A 17,328-nucleotide genomic window follows, 5' to 3' on the forward strand; every position below is an offset into this window, starting at 1 on the left:
CCAGCGCAGGACGCCAGAAGCCAGTGCGGCTTTCCGGCAGGACCATGCGGTTCGACAGCGCCGGATCGGGCGCCGCATCGAGGCGTTGTTTCGTTCGGGGCAGGCTTGTAAAACCTCAACCGGGGTTGAGCTCAAGCGGTTTTTTGAGGACCGTTCGCGCGGCAGCCTTTCCGATTGGCGGGTTCGTTGCGCGATCAGTTCTCGGTGCTGCGCAGCTGGAACTGGCTGACGCCGATCGCGAGGTTCATGCCGGTCTGCGTCTGCAAGCTGAGCGGCTGCAAGGTGAAGGCTTGCGAGGAGCCGCCGACCAGCAGATTGGCGCCGGCGCCGACGGCGGCCGTCACCTCGGCGCTGGCGCCGATGTAGTCGCCGGCCAGCGCACCCGGCGCGTAGATGTTCTTCAGCGGCGTCAGCACGATCCACTGCATGACCGTCTGCTTCGTCGTGCCGATGTCGAGGCCGTATTTGTTGACGGCGCCGAAATAGGCTTCCGACGCGAAGCTCTTGTCGGCGGGGTTGAAGGTGCAGCTCAGATCCTTGCTCGAGCCGAAGATGAAGCCGGTGCCGCCGCCAATGGCACAGTCAAGCGTACCGAGCTCTATGCCTCGGTCCTGCGCCTGCGCTGCTCCGACAAACACGGTAGCGAATATGGCAGCGATGGCTGTCTTCAGCATGATGGTCCCCTCAAAAATCAACGGCGCGGAACCATCCTATCTGGTTCCGCGCCGCGGGGTGAGGGGTCATGGAGCGCACGGCTCCATGCGATCACTTGAATGAATGGATCAGCTGGAGCGAGGTCACGGCCACGGCAAGGTTGACGCCGGTCTGCGCCTGGACGCTGAGCGGCTCCAGCATGAAGGCGCTGTCCAAGCCGCCAACCAGCAGATTGGCGCCGCCGCCGGTCACCACGCTCGCCTCGGCGTTGACGCCGTAATAGCTGCCGGCGAGATCGCCTCCGTCACGGTCCCGGGTCGCAGCCAGCACGGCCCAAACGAGCTGGCCCTGATGCGTCTGGCCGACATCGAGGCCGATCTTGGAGATGACGCCTGTGTAAACCTCGGACGGCCCGTGATGATGAGGCCGGAAGACACAGGACACGCCCTTGTTGGAAGCGACGATATAAGCGGTGCCGCCGTCGATGGTGCAATCGAGCGTGCCGAGTTGCAGCTTGCCGGCGCTGGCTGGAGCCACCGCGAACATCGTCGTGGCGAGGGCAGCGGCGCAGGCGAGTTTCTTGATCATGGGAGGGTCCTTTCGCAAATTGCTTTTCGATAACGGCTTGGGAGGCCAGACCGTTCCGCTGAAAACTTGGCGCGATCAAGGCAGGGGCCGAAAGCCTCCTGCCGGGGTTAATGCGCGGTTGCGAAGTGCGTCTTTTCGGACACGCCAAGGATCCCGCGGCATTTGGATGTCACGCGGATTTGTATGGGAAGCGTTTGCCGAAACCGAGATCAGCTGACGCGGGCGAGGCCATCCTTGGCCGGCTGGTAGGTCGGGTCGAGGCGAACGGCTTCCTTATAGGATTTCGCGGCTTTCGCCTTGTCACCGCGCCGCTCGTAGATCAGCGCCTGGTTGGCCCAGGCCTCGGCGTTCTTGCCGTCGAGCTTGATCGCCATGTTGAAATCGGAGAAGGCGTTGTCCTCGTCATTGGTCGCCAGATAGGAGAGGCCGCGGCCGTTGTAGGGCTCGGCGGCGTCCGGCGCCAGCGAGATGGCGGTCGAGAAATCCTCGATGGCGAATTTGTGCTGGCCCTGGCTCTGATAGATCAGGCCTCGATTGTGGTAGGCGCGCGCGTCGGTCGTATCGAGCTGGATCGCCTTCTGAAAGTCGTTGAAGGCGTCCTGGGTGCGACCCGCCTTGCGGTAGAGATTGCCGCGGCCGATATAGGCGGCGTCATAGTTCGAGTTGATCTGGATCGAACGGTTGTAGTCCGCGAGTGCGGCTTCCTGGTTGCCGAGGAAGCGCTGGATGAGCGCACGATTCGAATAGGCCTGGAAGAAATTCGGATTGAGCTGGATGGCTTGATTGAAATCCTTGAGCGCCGCCTGGTACTGACCGCCACGGCCATAGGCCGAGCCGCGCACATTGTAGCCTTCGGGATCCTGGGGATTGCGCTGGATGACCGCCGAGAGCGAGGAAATGTTCTCGCTCGAGCCTTGCGCCTTGTCGATGTTGTTGAATTCACCGGTCGGGCCCGCCGTTTGGCAGCCGGCAAGCGCCAGTCCGGAGAGCAGGGCCGCTGTCAGGGCGAAACCACGCAATGCGGTCCCGCGCTCCACGCTCGTTGCGTTCATGTCTGCCCTGTCCTCACTTCAAGCCGCGTCGTTCAGATCCGGCTCCCCCTCCGGACCGGTCACATCAAAACAAAAAGGTGGCGGCGATTCCACATCGCGCCACCTCTGATATCCTTCGAAAAGGACGAAAAATTGGCGTTAGAACCGCGGCGGACGCGGAGCGCCAGCTGCACCACCAGCGGCGCCGGCAGCAACAGGGCGCGGCGTCATCGGCAGCAGGCCTTCGCGCTGGGCGCGCTTGCGGGCCAGCTTGCGGGCGCGGCGAACGGCTTCAGCCTTTTCGCGGGCGCGCTTCTCGGACGGCTTCTCGTAGTGACCGCGCATCTTCATTTCGCGGAAAATGCCTTCGCGCTGCATCTTCTTCTTGAGAGCGCGAAGCGCCTGATCAACGTTATTGTCGCGGACGAGTACCTGCACGGGCAATCCTGTCTTTCGGGTTTGATATCAACAGGCAAGCGATCATAGCCGCTAGCCTCCGCGGCGGTTTACACCACGAATTGTGGCGGCTGATAGCAGAATCATGCCGCGCTGTCCACAGCGGAAATGAATTTGCGGTGTCAGCCGCAGTCTGTTTGCCTTGAGATAAGGAGCCGACTAGGCCGTCGCGAGGTGCAGCCGCTCGAAATCCTCGAAGAACTCGCCGTAGTCGCAGGTGATCTCCTCGCCCACGGCGATGTCGCGGGTGGCGGTGGCCCCGCCATATTGCGAAAAATCCGTATTCGGATTGCTGGAATGGTTCATGAAGCGGCCATTGTCGACTTCATAGACCATGAAACCTGGCCGGTCGGGGCTGGGATAGGCATAGCGGTCGAGCAGTTCCCTGAGATGCGGGGGGGCCGCTTCGTATTTGTCCATGGGGACCAGTCGGTCGAAATCCGGATCGAGCCGCCAGATCGAAGCCCCTTTCCTGATCGGCTCCGCAGCGAACACGCCGACGCCTTCGATCGCACTCGCAGTCACATAGGTTCTGATCAGCAACATGGTTCCAGACCCCGCTTTTGGACAGAAACGGCATCGCCAAATCGCGGCGAAAAATCAAGACCCGGCCGTCTGCCTGGCGGCTATGAGCATGCATTCCGGACGCGAAAAGTCTTCACGTCCGGTTGATCGACACGCCGCCATCGGCAAACAGAGCGGCTCCGGTGGTAAAGCTCGAGGCATCGGAGGCGAGATAGAGTGCCGAACGGGCGATCTCCTCCGGCATAGCGACACGCTTCAAAGCATGCAGGCCTTCGACGAAGGCCCGTGATTCCGGGGTCTTGAAGGTTGCCGCCGGCGTGTCTGTGCCGCCGGGCAGCAGCGCGTTGACCCGCACGCCTTTCGGGCCGTATTCGGCGGCAAGCACCTGTGTCAGTCCGATCAGGCCGGCCTTGCTTGCGGCATAACTGGTCATGCCTGGCATGCCGACTGTGTGGCCGACGAAGGTGGAGGTGAAGATCAGCGAACCACCGCCACGCTCGACCATTGCCGGCACCTGGTATTTGGCGCCGAGAAACGCGCTGGTGAGATTGGTGTCGAGCGTCTCGCGCCAGCCTTCCAGCGGCAATTCGGCTATCGGTCCCATCAGGCCGACAGCGCCGGCATTGTTGAAGGCGATGTCGAGCCCACCGAACTTTTCGGCCGCCAGATCGACAAGGGCCTTTGCGTAGGCTTCGTCGCGGACATCGCCGGCAAGCGCGATGGCGATGCCATCGGCATCCGCGATTTCGGCGACAAGCGCGTCGAGCTCGGCCTGGCGGCGGGCGGCGACGATGACCTTGGCGCCTTCCTCGGCAAAGAGTTTTGCCGTGGCGCGGCCGATGCCGGAACTGGCGCCGGTGACGATGGCGACCTTGTTGGCGAGTGCGAACATTTTTGCATCCTTTTCTTCGCGCCGGCTTGACCGGCAGTTGGGATGCTTGGTCGCAGATCGAGGCAAAGCGAGCCACCCGATACTCGCCAAGATGCTGGAAAGCGCCGACGCGCCGGATGCGTCTTTTTCACCACGGCGCAAAACGGCAAGCGCCGTCGCAAACAGCGCAAGGGTGGAAGCGCTGTTTCGCTAGTGATACACCTCGCGCGCCGGGACCGAATGAACGCCGGCCGCCATTCGCGAAGCCTTTTTGGGGCGAGGTTGGGACGTTGAAGAAATATTCGGTATTCGCCATCGCCCGTGAAGCCATGCGCGGTCACAAGGGCTGGGAAGAACAGTGGTCCTCGCCTGAGCCCAGGAAAGAATACGACGTCATCATCGTCGGCGCCGGCGGCCATGGCCTGGCCACCGCCTATTACCTCGCCACGGTTCACGGCATCACCAATGTCGCGGTGCTGGAAAAGGGCTGGCTCGGCGGCGGCAACACAGGCCGCAACACCACCATCATCCGCTCCAACTATCTCTATGACGAGAGCGCCGGCATCTACGACCATGCACTGAAGCTGTGGGATGGGCTGAGCCAGGAGCTCAACTACAACGTCATGTATTCGGCGCGCGGCGTCATGATGCTCGCGCACAATGTGCACGACGTGCAGGTGCTGAAGCGCCACGTGCACGCCAACCGGCTGAACGGTATCGACAATGAGTGGCTGACGCCGGAGCAGGCGAAGGAATTCTGCCCGCCGCTCAACACCTCCAGGGATGCGCGCTATCCGGTGGTCGGTGCGGCGCTGCAGCGGCGCGGCGGCACGGCGCGCCACGATGCGGTTGCCTGGGGCTATGCGCGCGGCGCCTCGGCGCGCGGCGTCCATATCATCCAGAATTGCGAGGTCACCGGGGTCAAGCGGGCGGCCAATGGCGCGGTTTTGGGCGTCGACACGACGCGCGGCTTCATCGGTGCCAAGAAGGTCGGCGTCGTTGCCGCCGGCCATTCCTCCGTCATCATGAACATGGCCGGCGTGCGCATGCCGCTGGAAAGCTATCCGCTGCAGGCGCTGGTGTCGGAACCGGTCAAGCCGGTGGTTCCCTGCGTGGTGATGTCGAACACGGTGCACGCCTATATCTCGCAGTCCGACAAGGGCGAGCTGGTGATCGGCGCCGGCACCGACCAGTATGTCTCCTATTCGCAGACCGGCGGCCTGCACATATTGCAGCACACGCTGGACGCCATCTGCGAGATGTTCCCGATCTTCACGCGCATGAAGATGCTGCGCTCGTGGGGCGGCATCGTCGACGTCACGCCCGACCGCTCGCCGATCCTGGCCAAGACGCCGGTGCCCGGGCTTTATGTCAATTGTGGCTGGGGCACGGGCGGCTTCAAGGCGACGCCGGGCTCGGGCCATGTCTTTGCTCACACCATCGCCAAAGACGATCCGCATCCGATCAACGCGCCTTTCACCATCGAGCGCTTCCGCACCGGCCGGCTCATCGACGAGGCGGCGGCGGCGGCGGTGGCGCACTGATGATGGCTGGGATGGCTGTCGCGATGCCGCTGATTCTGGCGGGGGAACACGTGCTGGCAGGGGAACGGGGCATGTTCCATTTTCCGTCGGCTGACGAAGTGCGCACGCAACCGATCAGCCGCACCGGCAACGAGACCGTCTGGCCGTTTTCGGTCGACGACGGCACGCTGGCCTGCGTCTGGAGCGGCGGCCAGCGGGTGGTGATGTTCTTCGAGGGACGTCCCGAAGGGCTTGACGAAGACGAGACATTCCAGCCGCGTCAAGTCATCGTCACCACCGATCCGATGCAACTCACTCTCGGCAACATGGCGTCGCGCGATCTGTTTCGTCCCGCTGCAAGCGTGGAGGAACGCATCCGGCTCGTCGCGCCGTTCGCGACCCTGGGACAGAAGCTTTGCGATCAACCGGCGGGCGCCCGCGTCGGCCACGGCGAATTGTAGGAACGAACAAATGCTTCTCATCCGCTGCCCCTATTGCGAGGAAGAGCGTCCGGAACTCGAGTTCCGCAACGCCGGCGAGGCGCATATCGCGCGCTCGGCCAATATGGCCGGCGAGAGCGACGACGATTTCGAAAAGTTCTTCTTCATCCGCTCCAACCCCAAGGGCATCATCTATGAGCGGTGGCGGCACATGCATGGCTGCGCGCGTTTCTTCAACGCCGTGCGCGACACCGTCACCGACAGGTTCGTCATGACCTACAAGGCCGGCGAACCCAAACCCTCCAAGCTGCCAGGAGTTGGCAAATGAGCGGCGCGTCGTACCGCATTTCCGGCGCCGGCCGCTTCAGCCAAGCCAAGACCGCGCGTTTCAGCTTCGATGGCCAGTCCTATGCCGGCATCGAGGGCGACACGCTGGCCTCAGCGCTGCTCGCCAATGGCGTCCATCTGGTCGGCCGTTCGTTCAAGTACCACCGTCCGCGCGGCATCCTGTCGGCGGGCGCCGAGGAGCCGAACGCGCTGGTCGAAATCAGGCGCGACGCGGCACGCAAGACGCCGAACGTGCGCGCGACTGTGCAGGAGCTTTATGACGGGCTCGAGGCGCAGTCGCAGAACCGCTGGCCGTCGCTGTCCTTCGACGTCGGTGCGGTCAACGACATCGCGTCGCCGATGTTTTCGGCCGGCTTCTACTACAAGACCTTCATGTGGCCGAAGGCGGCATGGAAGAGCCTGTACGAGCCCAAGATCCGCGCCGCGGCCGGTCTTGGCGTTTCCCCGGACCAGCCCGATCCCGACCATTATTCGTCACGCTATGCGCATTGCGACGTGCTGGTGCTGGGCGGCGGTGCGGCGGGCATCGCTGCGGCATTGGCAGCGGCGGAGACCGGCGTGCGCGTCATCCTCGCCGACGAGCAGGCCGAGTTCGGCGGCAGCCTGCGTTTCGAGAGCGGCGCGAAAATCGACGGCCAGGACGGCTTTGCCTGGGCGCAAGCTGCGGTGGCGAAACTCACCGCGATGGACAATGTCCGCGTGCTCCCGCGCACGACGGCTTTCGGTTATTACGCGCAGAATTTCGTCGGCCTGGTCGAGCGTGTCAGCGATCATCTGAAGGCTCCTGGCCACGATCTGGCGCGCGAGCGGCTGTGGCAGGTCAGGGCCAAGCGCGTGGTGCTGGCCTCGGGCGCCATCGAGCGCCACATGGTGTTCGCCGACAACGACCGCCCGGGCATCATGCTGGCGGGTGCCGCGCGCACCTATCTCAACCACTATGGCGTCGCGGTCGGCAGGAATGTCGGAGTCTACACCGCCAATGATTCCGCCTATGCAGCGGCGATCGACCTGAAGAAGGCCGGCGTCAACGTGGCGGCGATCGTCGATCTGCGCGACAATCCGACCGGACCGGTGATCGACGAGGCGAGGGCGCTCGGCATCGAGGTCAATTTCGGCCGCGCGGTGATCCGCGCCGGCGGCAAGCTGCGCGTTTCCTCGATGACGGTGCAGCCGAAGAATGGCGGCGGCGAACGCACCATTCCAGTCGACGCGATCCTGATGTCGGCCGGCTGGACGCCGTCGGTGCATCTGTTCTCGCAGTCGCGCGGCAAGGTCGCCTTCAACGACGAGACCAAGCGCTTCGTGCCGGGCACCTATGCGCAGGATTGCGTCTCTGTCGGCGCCTGCAATGGTACCGACGGCCTATCGGCGACGGTCGACGAGGCCTATGCCGCGGGCGCCAAAGCGGCCAGGGATGCGGGCGCGAAAACCGCCAAGGGTACGAAGCCGAAGGTCGACGCCTCCGAGAGCTGGTCGCGCGGCATGCTGGGTGCGGCTCCTGGCGCCGGGCCGGACACCACGGTGAAGGCGTTTGTCGACTTCCAGAACGACGTCACCGCCAAGGATATCCGCCAGGCGGTGCACGAAGGCATGCGCTCGATCGAGCACGTCAAGCGCTTCACCACCAACGGCATGGCCACCGATCAGGGCAAGACCTCCAACATGCACGGCCTGGCGATTGCCGCCGAGATGCTGGGAAAGCCGATCCCGGAGGTCGGCCTGACCACGTTCCGGGCGCCCTATACGCCGGTGACCTTCGGCGCGATCGTCAGCCATGCGCGCGGGCCGCTGTTCGACCCCACGCGTAAAACGGCGATCCATCCCTGGGCCGAGGCGCAAGGCGCGGTGTTCGAGGACGTCGGCCAGTGGAAGCGCGCCTGGTATTTCCCCAAGGCGGGCGAGGACATGCACGCCGCGGTCGACCGCGAATGCGTCGCCGTGCGCAAGACGGCCGGCCTGTTCGATGCCTCGACGCTCGGCAAGATCGAAGTGGTCGGGCCGGATGCGGCCAAGTTCATGGAACTGCTCTACACCAACCCATGGGAGAAGCTGGAACCCGGCCGCTGCCGCTACGGCATCATGCTGCGCGAGGATGGCTTCATCTATGATGACGGCGTCGTCGGCAGGCTGGCGGCCGACCGCTTCCATGTGACGACGACGACCGGCGGTGCGCCGCGCGTCATGAACCATATGGAGGACTATCTCCAGACCGAGTTCCCGCATCTCAATGTCTGGCTGACCTCGATCACCGAGCAGTGGGCGGTCATCGCCGTGCAGGGACCCAAGTCGCGCGACATCATCGCGCCGCTGGTCGCAGGCATCGACATGTCGGACGAGGCGCTGCCGCACATGTCGGTGCGCGAAGGCAAGATCTGCGGCGTGCCGACGCGGCTGTTCCGCATGTCGTTCACCGGCGAGCGCGGGTTCGAGGTCAATGTGCCGGCCGATTATGGCCAGGCGGTCTGGGAAGCGCTGTGGGCCGAAGGCCAGAAGCATGGCGCGGCGGCCTACGGCACCGAGGCGATGCACGTGCTGCGCGCCGAAAAGGGCTACATCATCGTCGGCCAGGACACTGACGGCACGGTGACGCCGAACGATGCCGGTCTCGACTGGGCGGTCGGCAAGAAGAAGACCGATTTCGTCGGCATCCGCGGCCTGACTCGGCCGGACCTTGTCGCCAAGGGCCGCAAGCAGCTGGTGGGCCTCAAGACCAAAGATCCCAAGGTGGTGCTCGAAGAAGGCGCGCAGATCGTCGAGGATCCGAAGCAGGCGATCCCGATGAAGATGATCGGCCATGTCACTTCGAGCTACTGGTCGGAAAATTGCGGCCGCTCGATCGCGCTGGCGCTGGTCGCCGGCGGCCGCGACCGGATGGGCGACACGCTCTACGTGCCGATGCCGAACGGGGTGATCGAAGTGGAGGTTACCGGCATGGTGTTCTTCGACGAGACGGGAGGGCGCCTCAATGGCTAAGGCCGCTGCAAGGAAGACGACGCCAGCTGCATCGTCTTCGGTAGAACGCCGTCCGGCGCTGGCCGGTCGCAGCACCACTGCCGCCGCCGTCAAGGTCGAGGTGCTGCCGCCGGCCGAGCGCATTTCGCTGCGTGCGCCGGAGGCTTCGGTCGCAGCGCTTTCGAAGGCGCTTGGCGTGGCCTTGCCGAACAAGCCGAAGACATCCGCCTCGAAGGGCGGGCGCACCGCCTTGTGGCTCGGCCCCGACGAATGGCTTGTCATCGATGAGGCCGGCAACGATCCGCTGGCCGATTGCGCCAAAGTATCCGCGCTGCATTCGGCGGTTGGCGTCTCGCATCGCAACATCGCGATATCAGTGACGGGCACTGGGGCAGCGGCGACGATCAATGCGGGCTGCCCGCAGGATCTGTCGCTCGACGCCTTCCCGGTGGGCGCGGCGTCGCGCACCATCCTGGGCAAGACCGAGATCGTGCTGTTGCGCACAGCCGCCGATGCCTTCCGGGTCGAATGCTGGCGTTCCTTCTCGGACTATGTCTTTACTTTCCTGTCCGAGGGATCGCGCGACGCGGCGGTCTGAACTCGGAACGTTTTGCAGGGCACGCTCGTTCTGCATCCGCACGCCGAGGGAGAAATGCCGATGCCGTCGAATTCCGCGCCGAAGTCGCCGGTCAAAAAGACATCGGCCGTCCGCTCGCTCGAACATGAGCGACGTGAAGCCCCGAGCGCCGAAGAGGAACTCGAGGAAGGCCTTGAAGACACGTTCCCGGCCAGCGATCCGGTATCCATTACCGGAACCGCCATCCCCGGCGCACCGGCGAAACCGGGCAAGGCCAAGACCGTGCCGGGGCGCAAGAAGCGCAAGACCTAGTATTCCATCGGGCCAGATCGCATCGGACCTTCTCAATCTCCTTGGGCGTGCTATTTAAAGCGCTTTGGGAGATGAAAATGCCGACAAAAGCGATCGTTTGGGGCGAGAACGTCCACGAGCAGACCAATGAAGCCGTGCGCGAACTCTATCCCTTGGGGATGCACGGCACCATCGCCGCCGCGCTCAACCAGGACAAGGGCATCGAGGCGGCCACCGCCACCTTGCAGGAGCCCGAGCACGGCCTGAGCGAAAAGCGCCTGGCGGCCACCGACGTGCTTTTGTGGTGGGGCCACGCGGCGCATGGCGAGGTCAAGGACGAGATCGTCGAGCGGGTGCAGAAGCGGGTCTGGGAAGGGATGGGCCTGATCGTGCTCCATTCCGGTCACTACTCAAAGATCTTCAAGCGGCTGATGGGCACGCCCTGTTCGCTGAAATGGCGCGAGGCGGGCGAGCGCGAGCGCGTCTGGGCGATCAACCGCGGCCACCCGATCGCGCAAGGCATTGGCGAGTGCCTGGAGATCGGCGAGACCGAAATGTATGGCGAGCCGTTCGCGGTGCCGGAGCCGCTGGAGACGGTGTTCGTCTCCTGGTACGAGGGCGGCGAGGTGTTCCGGTCCGGGCTGACGTACCAGCGCGGCGCGGGACGGATCTTCTACTTCTCGCCCGGCCACGAGACCTATCCGATCTATCACAATGAGGGCGTGCAGCAGGTGCTGCGCAACGCCGTCCATTGGGCGCACAACCCGGCGCCGGCATGGTCCGGCATCACCAATGCGCCGAACGTGCCGACGGATGCGGCCAAGGAGAAGATCGTGCAGAAGGGGCTGCGCCTGCATGCCGATGGCGACAAGGGCCTGAGCTGATTGGGGCGGCCTGAGCTGATCGGGCCTGAGTTGCCCAAGGCGTGAGTTGATTTTGGGGGCTTGGGGCTAATGCATCGAATTCTTCTGCTCGGCACCGGCGGTATCGCCGGGCATCATGTCGAGGAGTTTGCCGGGATTCCCGGCTGCAGCATCGTCGCCTGTGTCGACCAGGTGCCCGGCCGCGCTGCGGCGTTCGCCGCGGCCAGCAAGATCGGCGATTCTTTCGAGAGCCTGGAGGCGGCGATCGCCTGGGGCCAGTTCGATGCCGCCATCAACGCGACGCCGGATGGTGCGCATAGGGCGACGACGCTGGCGCTGCTCGGCGTGGGAAAACATGTGTTTTGCGAAAAGCCGCTGGCGCCGAATCATGCCGACGCACTTGCTATGACCGAAGCGGCCGAGGCTGCCGGGGTGATCAACATGGTCAACCTCACCTATCGCAACTCACCGGCGATCCACGAGGCGCGGCGCATGGTTCAGGCCGGCGAGATCGGCGCATTGCGCCATGTCGAGGCGAGCTACCGGCAAAGCTGGCTGGTCAGCAAATCATGGGGTGACTGGCGGGTCGAGGACAAATGGCTGTGGCGCTTGTCCAGCCGGCACGGTTCGACCGGCGTGCTGGGCGATGTCGGCATCCATATCCTGGATTTCGCCACCTATGGCGCCGGCCAGGATATCGTCAGCCTGCATGCCGATCTGGTGACGTTTCCGAAGGCCGAGGGCGAGCGCATCGGCGACTATGTGCTGGACGCCAATGACAGCGTGGCAATGACGGCGCGGCTCGATTGCGGCGCGCTCGCCACGATCGTGGCGAGCCGCTACATGACCGGTCACGCCAACGATCTGTCGCTGGCCCTGCACGGCACCAAGGGCGCCATCAAGGTCGAGACCGACGGCAAGGCATCGAGCCTGTCGGCCTGCCTCGGCGGGGATGTCGATCTTCAGCGCTGGCGGACTTTGGATCTGCCCAGTGTCAAGCGCAATGCGCGACGCTTTGCCGATGCGCTGGATGCAGGCCGGAATGGCGATCCGTCGTTCCGGCGCGCCGCCGACATGCAGAAGCTGATCGACGCAGCCTTTGAGAGTTCAGCGGCGAAGCTGCCGATTTCGGTCGCTTGAAGCTGGCCGACTTGTGCCGGCCAGACGTGATCTTTGCTGATATCAGAATGCGCTCGGCACAATCCACGGATTGATGCTGATGCCGAGCCGCGGGCCCTTGCCTTCAGCGGTGTTTTCCGTGGCACCCTTCTTCTCGACCGAACCGGTCGAAGCGCAATCGAGCTTCAGGTTGGTCTTGGTGTCAACGCAGGCCGCCACCGGCGCATGCTTGACCGGATGGGTGGTGTTGGCGGCGAAAGCCGAGCCCGAAAGTGCCAGCACGGCGGCGAGGGTGAGGAGTGTCTTTTTCATTGTCAGTCTCCGGTTTCCGGGTCGAATTCAATTCGTACCGACGGGTGAATTTTTCTCGTACATGTACGATAGACTGTACATATACGCCGTCGATTGGGAATTCAAGGGAAAACCGTACGCGTACGATAAATTTTTCGTTAACCAAGAAATCCCCCCAGGGTCTGGCTGGGACGGAGAGAAAATATGGAAATGAAAGGGAACGGCGTTCAGCAGTTGACCGGTGTCTCGGTCAACGGCGGGACGTTTTGCGTGCTGAGCGTGGCGAGCGTGAAATCGCACATCCGCTTCACGAAGGCCTGCGGGTCGCCGAAGGGGTAGAATGGAAAGGTGATGAGCAGCGAGATCGTGCCGTGGCCGACCGCCCACAGCATGGTGGCGATGGCGCGCGGATCGCCCTGCAATTTTCCGGCGGCAACGCAGGCCTCGACCCGGCTGATCAGCGCCTTCATCGCCGGGTTGCTCTCTTCCATGTCGTCGTAGCTCCTGCCTTCCGGCAGCTTGGTCTTTTCGGTCATGAATACGGTGCGGTATTCGTTGGGATTGCCGAGCCCGAAGGCGGCATATTCCGTCATCACCGCCTGCAAGGCTGCGATCGGATCGTCGGACGGATGCTCCTCGATGCGGCGAGCAAGCGTCTCGAATGCGTCCTCGGCCAGAGCGAACAGGATGTCCTGCTTGTCGGCGAAGTAGGAATAAACGGACATCGGGGCGTAGCCGACCCGCTTGGCCAGCTTGCGGATGGTCAGGCCCTCATAGCCCTCTTCCTGGACAAGCTTATGCGCGGCCTCGAGCAATTCGGAGCGCAGTTCTGCCTTTTGTTTCTCGCGGCGTGTCTGGACGCTCTGCGGCAAGATCTGGTGCCTTCGGTTGGGTTGGTGGCTGGCTAAATTATATACGCTGTACGGAAACGGACAAGGGCACGGGAAGTTCCCAAACGGTATGCTTCGGATCGTGCCGACGCTTGTCGTAATTTGGCAGCCCCGTGATCAGCACCGTTCCTCTCTCGAAACGGCCCATCACGCCTCCCTGTCGATCAGTTCTGCGGCAAGACACGAAAGCAGCTTCACCGCCTCGCCATAGGTTTTCGCCTTCTCGGGATTGGAGGCATTGCCGTCCAGCGCCCGTTTGAAGACGCCTTGGCAGATGGCAGCCAGCCGGAAAAAGGAAAAGGCGAGGAAGAACGTCCAGTTGCCGATACCGGTGAGCCCGCGCCGCCGGCAGTAGGCGGCGACGTAGTCCTCTTCGGAAGGCAGGCCGAGTGCGGAACGATCGATACCGCCCAGGCCGCGAAAGCCGGAAGCGTGCGGCAGCCGCCATTGCATGCATTGATAGGCGATATCGGCGAAGGGGTGGCCTGATGTCGAAAGTTCCCAGTCGAGCACTGCCAGAACCGTTGGCCGGTCCGGCGCGAAGATCAGATTGTCCAGCCGGTAGTCGCCATGGACCAGTGAGATCCGGCCGTCATCTACGGGCATATGCGTTTCCAACCAGGCAATCAGCCGGTCCATGTCGGCGACGGTGCCGGTTTCCGAGGCACGGTACTGGCTCGTCCAGCGCGCCAGTTGGCGCTCGAAATAATTGCCCGGCCGGCCGAAATCGCCGAGCCCCACAGTCTCGACATCGACCTCGTGCAGGGCGGCGAGGGTGTCGTTCATGGCATCGTAGATGGCGGTGCGTTCATCATTGTCGCCAGCCTCCGGCAGAGCCGGATCCCAGAAAATGCGGCCGTCGAGGAAATCCATCACGTAGAACATGCGGCCGATGGGCGAGCCTTCCGCCGACAGATGCAGCATGGCCGGCACAGGCACGGCGGTGCCGGCAAGCGCGCTCATCACCCTGAATTCGCGGTCGACCTGGTGCGCCGATTTCAGCAATTGCCCCGGCGGCTTGGCGCGCAGCACGTAACGGCCGCTTGCCGCCGTCAAAAGGTAGGTCGGGTTCGATTGGCCGGATTTGAACTTCTCGACTGCAGCAAGCCCGGAAAAGCCCGGTATGCTCGCCTCGAGGTAAGGCGCAAGCGCTGCCTGGTCGAGAACGGGATCACTCATGCCGTCTCGGGCTGGCGTTCGATCAAGGTCAGCGTCAGCCAGCGCGCGGTCAGTGCCGGCTTCTTCGAACCCTCGATCTCGATCGTCACGTCATGCGCGGTCTGCACCCAGCCCGACGGCCTGACCTTGACGTCGGCCAGCACGAAACGCGTGCGGATGCGCGCGCCGGTTTTCACCGGCGCCAGGAAGCGCAGCGAATCGAAGCCGTGGTTGACGCCCATCTTGCCGTTTTCCAGCGGCGGCATGGTCTCGAAGGTCATCGCCGACAACAGCGACAGCGACAGGAAGCCGTGCGCGATGGTGCCGCCGAACGGCGTTTCACGCATCGCCCGCTCCGGATCGCAGTGGATGAACTGATGGTCGTCCGTGGCGTCGGCGAACTGGTCGATCATGCGTTGCGTGACCACCCGCCACGGCGACACGCCGACCTCCTTGCCGACACTGGCCAGAAGCACATCGAGACTGATCGGTTCCACGCTCATGTCCTCCAGTTCACCCCCGGCTTCTGTGGCCGGAAAATGTCATTCCTTGAACAAGGTCAGCCCATGCTGCACCGACTGTCCGCCGTCGATCGGCAGGATGGCGCCAGTGACATAGCTGCCTGCACGGCTGCACAAATAGAGCGTTGCGCCGGCAATGTCATCCGGTGCGCCGATACGGCCGATCGGAACATGGCTGCCGACGTGCCTGGCCTGTTCCTCTGTGGCGGTGGCAAATGCCGTCATCCGGCTCTGGAAGGGGCCGGGGGCAAAGGCGTTGACGGTGATGCGGCGGGCGGCGAACTCGAGCGCCAGTGTGCGCGTCAGATGATGAACCGCAGCCTTCGAGGCGGTGTAGGAATAGGCGTCGTCGGCCAGCGGCTGCGTGCCCATCACCGAACCGAGGTTGATCACCCTGGCCGGATCGGCGTCGCTGGCGGCGGCGTCGAGCAGCGGCAGCAATTCACGGGTCAGGTGGAAAACCGCGGTGACGTTGACGCCAAACACCTTGGCCCATGCCGAATAGGGGAAGCTTTCCAGCGGCGCGCCCCAGGAGACGCCGGCGTTGTTGACCAGAATGTTCAGCCGTTCGGTGCGCGATTTGACCTCGGAGACGAGTGCGGCGATGCCGGCTTCGCTGGAAACGTCGCCGACGAAGCCGTCGGCCCGGCCCGGTGCACCAAGCTGGTTCAACTCTTCGGCGACCTTGATACAATCCTCGCCCTTGCGCGACGCGATCATCACGCTGGCGCCGGCCTTGACCAGCGCGGTCGCCGCCATGCGGCCGATGCCGGTCGCCGCACCCGTCACCAGTGCGGTCTTGCCGGCCACCGAAAACAGTTCGTCCAGATAGCTCATCACAATCCTCCGCGCTCGGCATGCGGGCAAACAGTTCGTTGACAAGGCTATCCGAAGTACGGTCATCCTTGCCACTGACAAAATGCCTGGCGTGTATGAAGGGTTAGCGACCGATGACGGAGATGAATCTCGGCATGACCGAGCGGCTGAAGCCAATCCACGCGCGCGTCGCGGCCGTGGTGCGCGACGAGATCATGCCGCTCGACCATGAATTCCTCAGCGAAGTGGGCAAGGCAGGCAACCGCTGGGTCTACAGTGCGCGTCAGAGCGAGATCCTCGAAGGGCTGAAGAATTCCGCAAGAGAGCGCGGCCTGTGGAATTTCTGGCTGACCGGCTCGGAACGCGGCTATGGTCTTTCCACCGTCGAATACGCCTATCTGGCCGAAGAGATGGGCAAGGCGCATCTCGGCGCCGAGACCTTCAACTGCTCGGCGCCCGACACCGGAAACATGGAGGTGCTGGAGCGATACGGCTCGGCCGACCACAAGAAAGCATGGCTGGAACCGCTGCTCGACGGCAAGATCCGCTCGGCCTATCTGATGACCGAGCCGGATGTCGCTTCATCCGATGCCACCAACATTGCCATGCGTTGTGAACGCCACGGCGGCGACTATGTGCTCAATGGCGAGAAATGGTGGGCTTCGGGCGCCGGCGATCCGCGCTGCGCCATCTACATCGTCATGGTCAGGACCGGGGGCGATGACGAGCCGCAGCACCGCCGCCATTCGATGATCCTGGTGCCATCAGACACCAAAGGCGTGACCAAGGTGCGGGCCATGCAGGTCTATGGCGATGACGACGCGCCGCATGGCCACATGCATCTTCGCTTCGACAATGTACGCGTACCGGCGTCGAACCTGATCCTCGGCGAGGGCAGGGGGTTCGAGATCGCGCAAGGGCGGCTCGGTCCCGGCCGCATCCACCACTGCATGCGCGCCATCGGACAGGCCGAGATGGCGCTCGAGATGCTGTGCCAGCGTTCCGTGCGCCGCGAGGCCTTCGGCCAGAAGCTGGCAAAGCTCGGCGCCAATTTCGACATCATCGCCGAATGCCGCATGGAGATCGAGATGGCGCGGCTGCTCTGCCTCAAGGCGGCGTGGATGATCGACCAGGGCGATGCGCGGGCTGCTGCTCCCTGGATCAGCCAGATCAAGGTGATCGCACCGCGCGTCGCGCTCAAGGTCACCGACGAGGCGGTGCAGATGTTCGGCGCGCAAGGCATCAGCCAGGACACACCGCTGGCGCGGTCGTGGACGCATCTGCGGACCTTGCGCCTTGCCGACGGGCCGGACGCCGTGCATCGCCGTCAGGTGGCGCGGACGGAGTTGAGGAAATACACGCAGGAGAAGGTCTGAGCGCCGGCATCGTCATGCGGGCGCGACCCGAGGCTCGA

General features: G+C 63.8%; 20 protein-coding genes. 9 read left to right on the forward strand and 11 right to left on the reverse strand.

The window, feature by feature from the left end:
* Nucleotides 1–194: 194 nt before the first annotated feature.
* The 6 genes from EN949_RS01690 to EN949_RS01715 all read right to left on the reverse strand — a co-directional run bounded on the left by EN949_RS01690 (nt 195) and on the right by EN949_RS01715 (nt 4,146).
* Nucleotides 195–674 (reverse strand): DUF992 domain-containing protein, encoded by a 480-nt coding sequence (locus tag EN949_RS01690; protein WP_063168977.1) that lies wholly within the window; start codon nt 672–674, stop codon nt 195–197.
* 91 nt (nt 675–765) lie between these two features.
* Nucleotides 766–1,242 carry a DUF992 domain-containing protein gene (locus EN949_RS01695; protein ID WP_024502781.1) on the reverse strand — a complete coding sequence of 159 codons (477 nt, stop codon included), beginning with the start codon at nt 1,240–1,242 and terminating at the stop codon, nt 766–768.
* 209 nt (nt 1,243–1,451) lie between these two features.
* Entirely contained in the window at nt 1,452–2,294 is an 843-nt protein-coding gene (locus tag EN949_RS01700) for a tetratricopeptide repeat protein (protein ID WP_013529652.1), read from the reverse strand.
* 138 nt (nt 2,295–2,432) lie between these two features.
* On the reverse strand, nt 2,433–2,711 hold the full coding sequence (rpsU, locus tag EN949_RS01705) for a 30S ribosomal protein S21 (RefSeq protein WP_013529653.1): 279 nt from the start codon (nt 2,709–2,711) through the stop codon (nt 2,433–2,435).
* A gap of 177 nt (nt 2,712–2,888) precedes the next feature.
* Nucleotides 2,889–3,275, reverse strand: coding sequence for an SET domain-containing protein-lysine N-methyltransferase (locus tag EN949_RS01710; protein ID WP_063168976.1), 387 nt, complete (start codon nt 3,273–3,275; stop codon nt 2,889–2,891).
* 112 nt (nt 3,276–3,387) lie between these two features.
* Complete coding sequence (locus EN949_RS01715; RefSeq protein WP_013529655.1) at nt 3,388–4,146, reverse strand: SDR family oxidoreductase; 759 nt, start codon at nt 4,144–4,146, stop codon at nt 3,388–3,390.
* A 269-nt stretch (nt 4,147–4,415) separates the two neighbouring features.
* On the opposite strand from EN949_RS01715, the gene EN949_RS01720 reads away from it, so the two are divergent.
* The 8 genes from EN949_RS01720 to EN949_RS01755 all read left to right on the forward strand — a co-directional run bounded on the left by EN949_RS01720 (nt 4,416) and on the right by EN949_RS01755 (nt 12,259).
* Nucleotides 4,416–5,669: a sarcosine oxidase subunit beta gene (locus EN949_RS01720; RefSeq protein WP_013529656.1), complete on the forward strand. Its 1,254-nt coding sequence runs from the start codon at nt 4,416–4,418 to the stop codon at nt 5,667–5,669.
* Entirely contained in the window at nt 5,669–6,109 is a 441-nt protein-coding gene (locus EN949_RS01725; RefSeq protein ID WP_013529657.1) for a hypothetical protein, read from the forward strand. The genes EN949_RS01720 and EN949_RS01725 overlap by 1 nt, the downstream gene beginning before the upstream one ends.
* Before the next feature lie 10 nt (nt 6,110–6,119).
* Nucleotides 6,120–6,416, forward strand: a complete 297-nt coding sequence (locus EN949_RS01730) for a sarcosine oxidase subunit delta (RefSeq protein ID WP_013529658.1) — start codon at nt 6,120–6,122, stop codon at nt 6,414–6,416.
* A complete protein-coding gene (locus tag EN949_RS01735; protein ID WP_127370871.1) occupies nt 6,413–9,409 on the forward strand; it encodes a sarcosine oxidase subunit alpha in 2,997 nt (998 codons plus the stop codon). The genes EN949_RS01730 and EN949_RS01735 overlap by 4 nt, the downstream gene beginning before the upstream one ends.
* The gene (locus tag EN949_RS01740; protein ID WP_127365847.1) at nt 9,402–9,986 is read left to right on the forward strand and encodes a sarcosine oxidase subunit gamma; all 585 of its coding nucleotides are present in this window, start codon (nt 9,402–9,404) and stop codon (nt 9,984–9,986) included. The genes EN949_RS01735 and EN949_RS01740 overlap by 8 nt, the downstream gene beginning before the upstream one ends.
* A gap of 60 nt (nt 9,987–10,046) precedes the next feature.
* Entirely contained in the window at nt 10,047–10,277 is a 231-nt protein-coding gene (locus EN949_RS01745; protein WP_127365848.1) for a hypothetical protein, read from the forward strand.
* A 77-nt stretch (nt 10,278–10,354) separates the two neighbouring features.
* On the forward strand, nt 10,355–11,140 hold the full coding sequence (locus EN949_RS01750; protein ID WP_027161369.1) for a ThuA domain-containing protein: 786 nt from the start codon (nt 10,355–10,357) through the stop codon (nt 11,138–11,140).
* Between the two features lie 69 nt (nt 11,141–11,209).
* Nucleotides 11,210–12,259, forward strand: a complete 1,050-nt coding sequence (locus EN949_RS01755) for a Gfo/Idh/MocA family oxidoreductase (RefSeq protein ID WP_127365849.1) — start codon at nt 11,210–11,212, stop codon at nt 12,257–12,259.
* Between the two features lie 42 nt (nt 12,260–12,301).
* On the opposite strand, the gene EN949_RS01760 is transcribed toward EN949_RS01755, so the two are convergent.
* From EN949_RS01760 to EN949_RS01785, 5 genes are all read right to left on the reverse strand, one after another.
* Nucleotides 12,302–12,550 carry a DUF680 domain-containing protein gene (locus EN949_RS01760; RefSeq protein ID WP_013529664.1) on the reverse strand — a complete coding sequence of 83 codons (249 nt, stop codon included), beginning with the start codon at nt 12,548–12,550 and terminating at the stop codon, nt 12,302–12,304.
* A 206-nt stretch (nt 12,551–12,756) separates the two neighbouring features.
* A complete protein-coding gene (locus tag EN949_RS01765) occupies nt 12,757–13,401 on the reverse strand; it encodes a TetR/AcrR family transcriptional regulator (RefSeq protein WP_013529665.1) in 645 nt (214 codons plus the stop codon).
* 165 nt (nt 13,402–13,566) lie between these two features.
* Nucleotides 13,567–14,598: a phosphotransferase family protein gene (locus EN949_RS01775; protein WP_127370872.1), complete on the reverse strand. Its 1,032-nt coding sequence runs from the start codon at nt 14,596–14,598 to the stop codon at nt 13,567–13,569.
* Nucleotides 14,595–15,080 (reverse strand): MaoC family dehydratase, encoded by a 486-nt coding sequence (locus EN949_RS01780; RefSeq protein WP_263484965.1) that lies wholly within the window; start codon nt 15,078–15,080, stop codon nt 14,595–14,597. Before EN949_RS01780 ends, EN949_RS01775 begins: the two co-directional genes overlap by 4 nt.
* A gap of 39 nt (nt 15,081–15,119) precedes the next feature.
* Nucleotides 15,120–15,935 (reverse strand): SDR family oxidoreductase, encoded by an 816-nt coding sequence (locus tag EN949_RS01785; RefSeq protein WP_127365852.1) that lies wholly within the window; start codon nt 15,933–15,935, stop codon nt 15,120–15,122.
* Between the two features lie 113 nt (nt 15,936–16,048).
* Here EN949_RS01785 and EN949_RS01790 point away from each other — a divergent pair, with 113 nt between their 5' ends.
* Nucleotides 16,049–17,290 (forward strand): acyl-CoA dehydrogenase family protein, encoded by a 1,242-nt coding sequence (locus EN949_RS01790; RefSeq protein WP_127365853.1) that lies wholly within the window; start codon nt 16,049–16,051, stop codon nt 17,288–17,290.
* The last annotated feature ends 38 nt before the right edge of the window (nt 17,291–17,328 follow it).

Origin of the sequence: Mesorhizobium sp. M7A.F.Ca.US.007.01.2.1 (assembly GCF_003998165.1) — a bacterium.
GTDB classification, from domain to species: Bacteria; Pseudomonadota; Alphaproteobacteria; order Rhizobiales; family Rhizobiaceae; genus Mesorhizobium; species Mesorhizobium ciceri.

What these genes read in the sequence shown, in the direction of transcription:
- EN949_RS01690 (WP_063168977.1), bottom strand. Translation starts at nt 674, where the DNA reads ATGCTGAAGACAGCCATCGCTGCCATATTCGCTACCGTGTTTGTCGGA.
- EN949_RS01695 (WP_024502781.1), bottom strand. Translation starts at nt 1,242, where the DNA reads ATGATCAAGAAACTCGCCTGCGCCGCTGCCCTCGCCACGACGATGTTC.
- EN949_RS01700 (WP_013529652.1), bottom strand. Translation starts at nt 2,294, where the DNA reads ATGAACGCAACGAGCGTGGAGCGCGGGACCGCATTGCGTGGTTTCGCC.
- EN949_RS01710 (WP_063168976.1), bottom strand. Translation starts at nt 3,275, where the DNA reads ATGTTGCTGATCAGAACCTATGTGACTGCGAGTGCGATCGAAGGCGTC.
- EN949_RS01715 (WP_013529655.1), bottom strand. Translation starts at nt 4,146, where the DNA reads ATGTTCGCACTCGCCAACAAGGTCGCCATCGTCACCGGCGCCAGTTCC.
- EN949_RS01725 (WP_013529657.1), top strand. Translation starts at nt 5,669, where the DNA reads ATGATGGCTGGGATGGCTGTCGCGATGCCGCTGATTCTGGCGGGGGAA.
- EN949_RS01730 (WP_013529658.1), top strand. Translation starts at nt 6,120, where the DNA reads ATGCTTCTCATCCGCTGCCCCTATTGCGAGGAAGAGCGTCCGGAACTC.
- EN949_RS01735 (WP_127370871.1), top strand. Translation starts at nt 6,413, where the DNA reads ATGAGCGGCGCGTCGTACCGCATTTCCGGCGCCGGCCGCTTCAGCCAA.
- EN949_RS01740 (WP_127365847.1), top strand. Translation starts at nt 9,402, where the DNA reads ATGGCTAAGGCCGCTGCAAGGAAGACGACGCCAGCTGCATCGTCTTCG.
- EN949_RS01745 (WP_127365848.1), top strand. Translation starts at nt 10,047, where the DNA reads ATGCCGTCGAATTCCGCGCCGAAGTCGCCGGTCAAAAAGACATCGGCC.
- EN949_RS01750 (WP_027161369.1), top strand. Translation starts at nt 10,355, where the DNA reads ATGCCGACAAAAGCGATCGTTTGGGGCGAGAACGTCCACGAGCAGACC.
- EN949_RS01755 (WP_127365849.1), top strand. Translation starts at nt 11,210, where the DNA reads ATGCATCGAATTCTTCTGCTCGGCACCGGCGGTATCGCCGGGCATCAT.
- EN949_RS01760 (WP_013529664.1), bottom strand. Translation starts at nt 12,550, where the DNA reads ATGAAAAAGACACTCCTCACCCTCGCCGCCGTGCTGGCACTTTCGGGC.
- EN949_RS01775 (WP_127370872.1), bottom strand. Translation starts at nt 14,598, where the DNA reads ATGAGTGATCCCGTTCTCGACCAGGCAGCGCTTGCGCCTTACCTCGAG.
- EN949_RS01780 (WP_263484965.1), bottom strand. Translation starts at nt 15,080, where the DNA reads ATGAGCGTGGAACCGATCAGTCTCGATGTGCTTCTGGCCAGTGTCGGC.
- EN949_RS01785 (WP_127365852.1), bottom strand. Translation starts at nt 15,935, where the DNA reads ATGAGCTATCTGGACGAACTGTTTTCGGTGGCCGGCAAGACCGCACTG.
- EN949_RS01790 (WP_127365853.1), top strand. Translation starts at nt 16,049, where the DNA reads ATGACGGAGATGAATCTCGGCATGACCGAGCGGCTGAAGCCAATCCAC.